8 protein-coding genes and 2 pseudogenes are annotated in these 6,366 nt (G+C 74.7%); all 10 read right to left on the bottom strand.

The features are described 5' to 3' along the window. Positions 1-285: pseudogene (locus BWR60_RS35390) on the bottom strand (hypothetical protein); the annotation flags it as partial. A gap of 1 nt (position 286) precedes the next feature. Then, on the bottom strand, positions 287-856 hold the full coding sequence (gspM, locus tag BWR60_RS35385) for a type II secretion system protein GspM (protein ID WP_088157949.1): 570 nt from the start codon (positions 854-856) through the stop codon (positions 287-289). After that, positions 853-1,914 (bottom strand): PilN domain-containing protein, encoded by a 1,062-nt coding sequence (locus BWR60_RS35380; protein ID WP_088157947.1) that lies wholly within the window; start codon positions 1,912-1,914, stop codon positions 853-855. Before BWR60_RS35380 ends, gspM begins: the two co-directional genes overlap by 4 nt. Further along, complete coding sequence (locus BWR60_RS35375) at positions 1,911-2,921, bottom strand: general secretion pathway protein GspK (RefSeq protein ID WP_088157945.1); 1,011 nt, start codon at positions 2,919-2,921, stop codon at positions 1,911-1,913. Before BWR60_RS35375 ends, BWR60_RS35380 begins: the two co-directional genes overlap by 4 nt. Next, positions 2,905-3,798, bottom strand: coding sequence for a prepilin-type N-terminal cleavage/methylation domain-containing protein (locus BWR60_RS35370; RefSeq protein WP_088157943.1), 894 nt, complete (start codon positions 3,796-3,798; stop codon positions 2,905-2,907). The genes BWR60_RS35375 and BWR60_RS35370 overlap by 17 nt, the downstream gene beginning before the upstream one ends. Beyond that, positions 3,795-4,187, bottom strand: a complete 393-nt coding sequence (locus tag BWR60_RS35365) for a type IV pilus modification PilV family protein (RefSeq protein ID WP_088157941.1) — start codon at positions 4,185-4,187, stop codon at positions 3,795-3,797. The genes BWR60_RS35370 and BWR60_RS35365 overlap by 4 nt, the downstream gene beginning before the upstream one ends. Next, the gene (locus BWR60_RS35360) at positions 4,177-4,668 is read right to left on the bottom strand and encodes a GspH/FimT family pseudopilin (protein WP_179222078.1); all 492 of its coding nucleotides are present in this window, start codon (positions 4,666-4,668) and stop codon (positions 4,177-4,179) included. Before BWR60_RS35360 ends, BWR60_RS35365 begins: the two co-directional genes overlap by 11 nt. Then, positions 4,643-5,113 (bottom strand): type II secretion system major pseudopilin GspG, encoded by a 471-nt coding sequence (gene gspG, locus BWR60_RS35355; RefSeq protein WP_088157937.1) that lies wholly within the window; start codon positions 5,111-5,113, stop codon positions 4,643-4,645. The genes BWR60_RS35360 and gspG overlap by 26 nt, the downstream gene beginning before the upstream one ends. 16 nt (positions 5,114-5,129) lie before the next feature. After that, a complete protein-coding gene (locus tag BWR60_RS35350; protein WP_088157935.1) occupies positions 5,130-6,131 on the bottom strand; it encodes a type II secretion system F family protein in 1,002 nt (333 codons plus the stop codon). 85 nt (positions 6,132-6,216) lie between these two features. Beyond that, positions 6,217-6,306: pseudogene (locus BWR60_RS38830) on the bottom strand (hypothetical protein); the annotation flags it as partial. Positions 6,307-6,366 lie beyond the last annotated feature (60 nt).

Genomic DNA, 6,366 nt, shown 5'->3' with positions numbered 1-6,366 from the left:
GGGCGGCGGCGCCTCGGCCACCGGCGGCGGGGGCTGCGGGCCGCGGCGGCTCGGGTTGAACAGCGGCCGATCCACCGTCGCGGCCAGATCCGACAGCTGCGGCGCCACCAGCGGCGCCGGGCGCGGATCCTCGGCCGGCGCCGCCGGCGGCAGCGCCGCCTGGGCGTTGCCGGAGCGGACCACGGCCGGCACCGCGGCCGGGTCGTCCGGCCCCAGCAGGTAGGAAACGCCGATCGCCAGCGGTCCCAGCACGACCAGCATGCGGGTCAGGGGATGCCACGCCATGTCAGCTGCCCTCCGGCCGGCGCATCACGCCGTAGACATCGACCGAGACCGTCAGCTCGGGATCCTCCTCGCCCTCGGACGATTCGGTGCGGATCGCGAAGGCGGGGATGAACAGCGGCGGCGCCCCCGCCTCGAAGGCCTGCAGGATGTTGCGCAGCACCTCGATCCGGGCCCCGAAGCTGGCGCGCAGCCCGACCCGGCTGTAGCCGCCGGGATCCTCCACCGCCGGCAGCACGGTCATGCTGTCGACCCGGCCGCCCTGGGCGGCGACGACGCCGGAGACCAGCTGCTGCAGCGCGGCGCCGGCGATGGCCGGGGTGGCGCCCTGCAGCGCCGGCGTCTCTCCGCCCGCCGCCGCGACCAGCGCGGCGCGGCGTTCCTCCAGCCGGTCGCGGGTCAGCGACAGCCGGGCGAGCAAGGCAAGTTCCTGCCGCAGCCCGGCGGCGGTGTCGTCGGCGTCGCGGATGGCGACCGCCCCGGCGGCGAAGCCGGCGCCGATGCCGACCAGCAGCAGCAGCAGCAGGCCGATGGCGATGAAGCGGCGGGCGGCGGGGCTCAGATCGATATTCATGGCGACGGCCCTCCCGCCACCAGCGCGGCGCTGATGGCGAAACGGTCCTGGCTTCGCTGCGGGTCGCGCACGCTCGGCGCGGCGAAGGCGACGGACTGGAACTGCGGCAATGCCGACAGCACCGGGATCAGCCCGGCCGAATCATCGGCAAAGCCGCCCAGCCGCAGGGTGCCCTGCTCCAGCGACAGCTCGGTCAGCCAGGCGCCGTCGGGCAGCGTCTGGCTGACGGTCTCGATCAGCTTCGAGACATAGGGTATGGCCCGGCGCTGGGCGCCGAGATAGGAGCCCGCCTCCTCCAGAGCCCGGATCTCCGCCTGCAGGGCGCTGGCCGATGCGGTCTGGGCGCGGGCGGCGGCCACCTGGTCGCGCAGGCCGGACACCACCGACCAATGCGCCGCGACGGTCCAGACCAGCCAGGCCGCGGCGAGGACGGCCGGGGCGCCGAGGCCAAGCCCGCCGATCCAGCCCAGCCGGCGCAGCGCCCGGCGGCGCTCGGCGTCGATGTCGCGGCGCAGGTCGGGGCCCGGCGGCGCCAGCGGATCCTCGCCGGCCAGATCGACCACATCCGGGGCCCAGCCGGCGGCGCCGGCGGCCTGCACCGCGACGTCGACCTGTTCGCGCGGCATCGCCGTCAGCTCGACGGCCATGGTGGCGGCGTCGCCGGTCGGGGGCAGGCGGCGGGCGCCGAAGGCGACGGTGCCGGGGGGCCAGGGAGTCAGCCGGTCGATCTCGAAGCGCAGCACCCGGCCCAGCGACGCCTCGGCCTCGCGCGGCAGCACGATGCGGCGGCGCAGCCCGGCCTCGGCCGGGAAGCGCAGGACGACCTCGGCCCCGCGCCGGTTCAGGGTCGTGGCCGGGACATGGCCCAGCGGCACGTTGCGCAGCACCTTGCGGCCGCGGCTCTCGACCAGCCGGGCGCCGTCGTCGCGCCACAGCAGGATCAGCCGCCGCCGGCGCAGGACCGGGCGGAACAGCCAGCGGTCGGGCACCAGCCCGGCCAGCTCGCGCCCCCACCAGCGCAGAAACACCGCCGCTCGACGGATCATGCCGGCGATCATGCCGGGTCCTCCCCCACACGCCGGCCGAAGCCGGCCTCCCGCCAGTCCAGGATACGATAGAAGCTCTGGCCGTCCGCGGCGACCCAGATCACCGCTTCGACCCGTCCGCGCGCGCCGCGGGCGGTCGCGGCCTCGACGCTGACGCTGTAGACCGGCCCGGGCGCAGGCCGCAGCAGCTTGCCGGCATCCGGCGGCAGCAGCGAGGCCAGCCGCTCGGGCGTCGGCGCCGGCCGCTGCTGCCGGGCGCGGACCACCGCCTCGGCCTGGGCCCTGGTGACGCCGGGCAGGGCCTGCAGCACCAGCGGGTCGGCCGCGAAGGGATTGATACCCCCGGCCGGTGACAGGACTGTGACCAGCGGCATCAGCGCGTCGGCCAGCTGCCGGCTGATGCCGGGGACCTTGCGCAGCTCCTCGGCCGACTGGAAGGGGCGGGCCAGCTCCGCCGGGTCGTCCGGATCCGCCGCCGGGGCGGCGCGGGCGGCGGGCGGGGGCCGGTTGCCGTTCTGCCCGTTCTGGCCGTTCGCGCCCCCGCCGGCCGGCTGGCCGGGGGCGGCCTGGGGCCCGCCGCGCCGGCGCAGGATCGCCTGGGTCAGCCGCGGCGCGGCATCCGGCGTGCCCAGCACCACCGTGAGCAGCCGCGTCAGCGTCTCCTCATCGGCCCGATTCAGGTCGACCCGGCCGGCCTCGTCGCGGATGCGCACGATGAGCCGGTCGCCATCGATCTCGGCGGGGTAGGGGGTGCCGTCGGCGCGCCAGCCGCGGTTGTCGTCGGCGGTGCCCAGCCCCAGCACGGCCAGCTCGACGCCGCCGCGCAGCAACGCCCGCACCCGGATCTCCTCGGCGCCGTTGGCGGCGACCCGGGCCTCGGTGCGGCTACTCAGGCTGAAGCCGATGGTCAGCATCGACAGCATCACCAGCGTCCACAGCACCACCACCAGCGCCACGCCGCGCTCGCCGCGGCGCGGGTCGCGGGTCGCGGCGGGGCGGGGGTCAGCCGGCCTTGGCATCGCGCTGCGCCGACAGGCTGCAGAAATCGCTCCCGTCCGGGGCGGTCGAGGCGGTGGAGGCGTTGGCGGAATCGGCCGCGGCCTGCGCGCCCTGCTGCGGCTGATTCTGCGGCTGCTGCTGGGGCGGTTGCTGCGCCTGGCCGGCCTGCTGTTGCTGTCCGGCCTGCTGCTGCCCTGACGGGGCGTTCGGCTGCTGCCCGTCCGGGGCGGGGCCGTTGCCGGAGGTGATGACGCGGACGCAGGCGGCCTCCAGGTCGACCGGCAGCGGCACCACGATATCGGGCCACACCGCCAGCCCCTCGGCGTCGCGGCTGCTCAGGCGGATCAGCCGGGGCGGCGCCTCGCGGTCCGGCCAGGGCGACACCCAGCGCGGCCGCTGCTCGCCGGGCACCGTGCCGAAATAGTCGAAGCGGTACTGCACCGGGCCGCGGGCCAGGACCAAGTCGTCGGTCGGCTTGGCATCGGCGAAGCCGGCCAGCCGCGGGTCGAAGCCGGCGCGGGAATAGCGCAGGGTCGACTGGCCGGGCACGACATCGACGTAGAAGAAGGCGATGGCCAGGCCGGGGTCGCCAGGGAAGCCCGGATCGGCCACCACCAGCCCGATCCGGTCGGGATCGCCGCGGAAGGTCACGGCCGGCTTGGCGCCGGGCTGGGCCTGCCAGGTCAGCCGCCGGGCGGCGGCCGCCTCGCGCCGCAAGGTCGACTGCACCAGGGCGATCGTCTCCGACGCGTCGGCGGCCCGGGCGCCGCGGTCCCAGCCGGCGGTGACGAAGCGCAGCCCCCCGGTCAGCAGCACCATGATCAGCGCCAGAACCACCATGGCGATGATGGTCTCGAGCAGCGTGAAGCCGCGCTGGCTGTCGGTGCCTGTCGTCATTGCACCGACACCAGGGCCAGGGTGGTCATCTCGAAGCGCGGGCCGGAGCGGGGCTCGACGGCGATGCGCAGCCGGGCCAGCCGGGCCTGGCGGGCGCCCAGCGTCACCGTCTGGCGCGGCGCCTGGTCCCAGTTGTCGGCGACGATCCGCCAGCGATAGCCGTCATCGGTCTCGCCGGACAGGGTGCTGCCCAGCTTCAGCGGCGTCGGCAGGCTGTCCAGCTGGGCGGCCAGCCCCTCGGCCACAATGGCGGCGCGCTGCAGCCCGTCGGCCCGGGCCATGCCGGTCATGCCGGTGCCGAAGATCCGGAAGATCACGGTCAGGATCAGCCCCAGGATGGTCAGGGCGACCACCACCTCGATCAGGGTGAAGCCGCGCTCAGCTTTCATTGCCGGGCTCCACGATCCGCACCCGGCCGGTCAGCCAGTTGACCTCGACCTGATAGGCGCGGCCCTGGCCGGCCAGGCGGATGGTGCCGCCGGTCGACCGGCCGTCGGGCAGGAAGCGGATGCCCGGGTGGCCGCTGCGGTCGGCGGCGATCTCGGCGCTGGTGACGTCGACCGTGATGCCGTCGGCGATGCGGTGGCGCAGCGGCGCCGCGACCGGGCCGAAGCTGCGGCCCACCGGGTCGATCACCACGCCCTGCGGCCCGTCGTGCAGGATGGCGTCGCTGCGCGCCTGGCGCAGCTCCGACGCCAGCGTCGCCACGGTGCGCTTCAGCTGGGCCTGGGCCGAGCCGCGCGCCAGCATCGGCGGCACCAGCGCCGCCACGGTGCCGAGCACGACGAGGACCACCAGCAGCTCCAGCAGGGTGAAGCCGCGGCTGCCCTGACCATGGGCGCGGTCACCAGCTGGTGATGTCGGCGTCATCGCCGCTGCCGCCCTCCTTCCGGTCGGCGCCCAGGGAATACAGGTCATAGGCGCCGTGCTGCCCCGGCGCGCGGTAGTTGTAGGCGCTGCCCCACGGATCCTCCGGCAGCGCGTTGCTGCGCAGATACGGGCCGTTCCAGCCGCGCACCCCGCCGGGATTGGCCATCAGCGCCTTCAGCCCCTGGGCGGTGGTCGGATAGCCGCCGACATCGATGGCGTAGAGATCGAGGGCGGATTTGAAGTTCTCGATCTGCAGCCGCGCCGAATCCGCCCGGGCGCCGCCCAGATAGGACAGGATCCGCGGGCCCACCAGCCCGGCCAGCAGGCCGAGGATGACGAGCACGACCAGCAGCTCGATCAAGGTGAAGCCGGCCTGGCGGCGGCGACGGGCGGCGGGCGTGTCGTTGACGGTTGCGTCGTTGGCGGTCTGGGGCGAGGTCTGCATCGGGGTCTATGGTCTCTCAGAAGGCGAGGTCGTTGATGCTGATGACGGCCAGCAGGATCGACATGACGATGCCGCCCACCGCCAAGCCGAGGATGATGATCAGGGCCGGCTCGACCAGCGTGACCAGCCGCTTGATCGCGGCCTCCAGCTTGCGCTCATAGGCCTCGGCGATGTGGGCCGAGGTCATGTCGATCCGCCCCGTCTCCTCGCCGACGCGCAGCATCTGCACGGCGAGCGGCGGGAACAGCCCGATCTCGGCCAGCGGGTCGGCCAGTCCCCGCCCTTGTCGCACGCCGGTGATGACAGTCTCCATCGCGGCGGCGACGGCGCTGTTCGAGACCACGTCGCGCGACAGGGCGATGGCCGAGGGCAGGTCGACGCCGTTGCCGACCAGGGTGGAGAGGGTGCGGCAGAACCGGGCGGTCGCCAGGGTTCGCACCAGCGGGCCGATCAGCGGCAGGCGCAGCGCCGCGCGGTCCCAGGCCAGGCGGGGCCCGGGCTGGGTCAGGACCCGGCGGACGACGATCACCGCGGCGACGACGGCGAGGCCGACCATCCAGCCATAGTCCTGGCAGAAGCGGCCGATGGCGATGACGATGGCGGTCGGGGTCGGCAGTGCCGCCCCGGCATCCTTGAAGATGGTCTCGAACTGCGGCACCACGAAGGTCAGCAGCAGGAACACCGAGGCCAGCGACACGACGATCAGGATGGCCGGGTACAGCATGGCGGAGACCACCATCTCGCGGGTCTTCTCGCCGCGCTCGCGCAGGTCGGCCAGCCGCTCCAGCACCACGTCGAGCGTGCCGGAGCTCTCGCCGGCGCGGACCATGTTGACGTAGAGCTTCGGGAACACCGGCCCCTGCTCCTCCAGCGCCGTGCTCAGGCTGGCGCCGGCCCGCACCCGGGCCAGCACCTGGGCGGCCATGGCGGGAACCGGTCCGGTGCCGGCGGACAGCGTCACCAGCGCCTGCTCCAGCGGCTGGCCGGCGGCGACCAGGATCGCCAGCTCGCGCGTCATCTGGGTGATCTCGCCGGGCTTCGGCCCGCGCCGCCGGCGCAGCCCGCCTCCGGCAGCCGCGCCGCCGCCGCGGCCGGCCGGTCATCTCCAGGTCCGGCAGCGCGTCCAGCAGCATCCTTGTGTAGGGATGGCGCGGCGCCCGGAACAGGGAGCGGGCCGGCGCCAGCTCGACCATCCGGCCGAGATAGACCACGCCGATCCGGCTGGCCATGTGCCGGATCGGCGTGGTCTATCT

The sequence above is a fragment of the Inquilinus limosus genome (genome assembly GCF_002195995.1).
Classification (GTDB): Bacteria; Pseudomonadota; Alphaproteobacteria; order DSM-16000; family Inquilinaceae; genus Inquilinus; species Inquilinus limosus_C.
The sequence above is the reverse complement of the archived record's forward strand: the minus strand, read 5'-3'. Positions and strand labels throughout refer to the sequence as shown.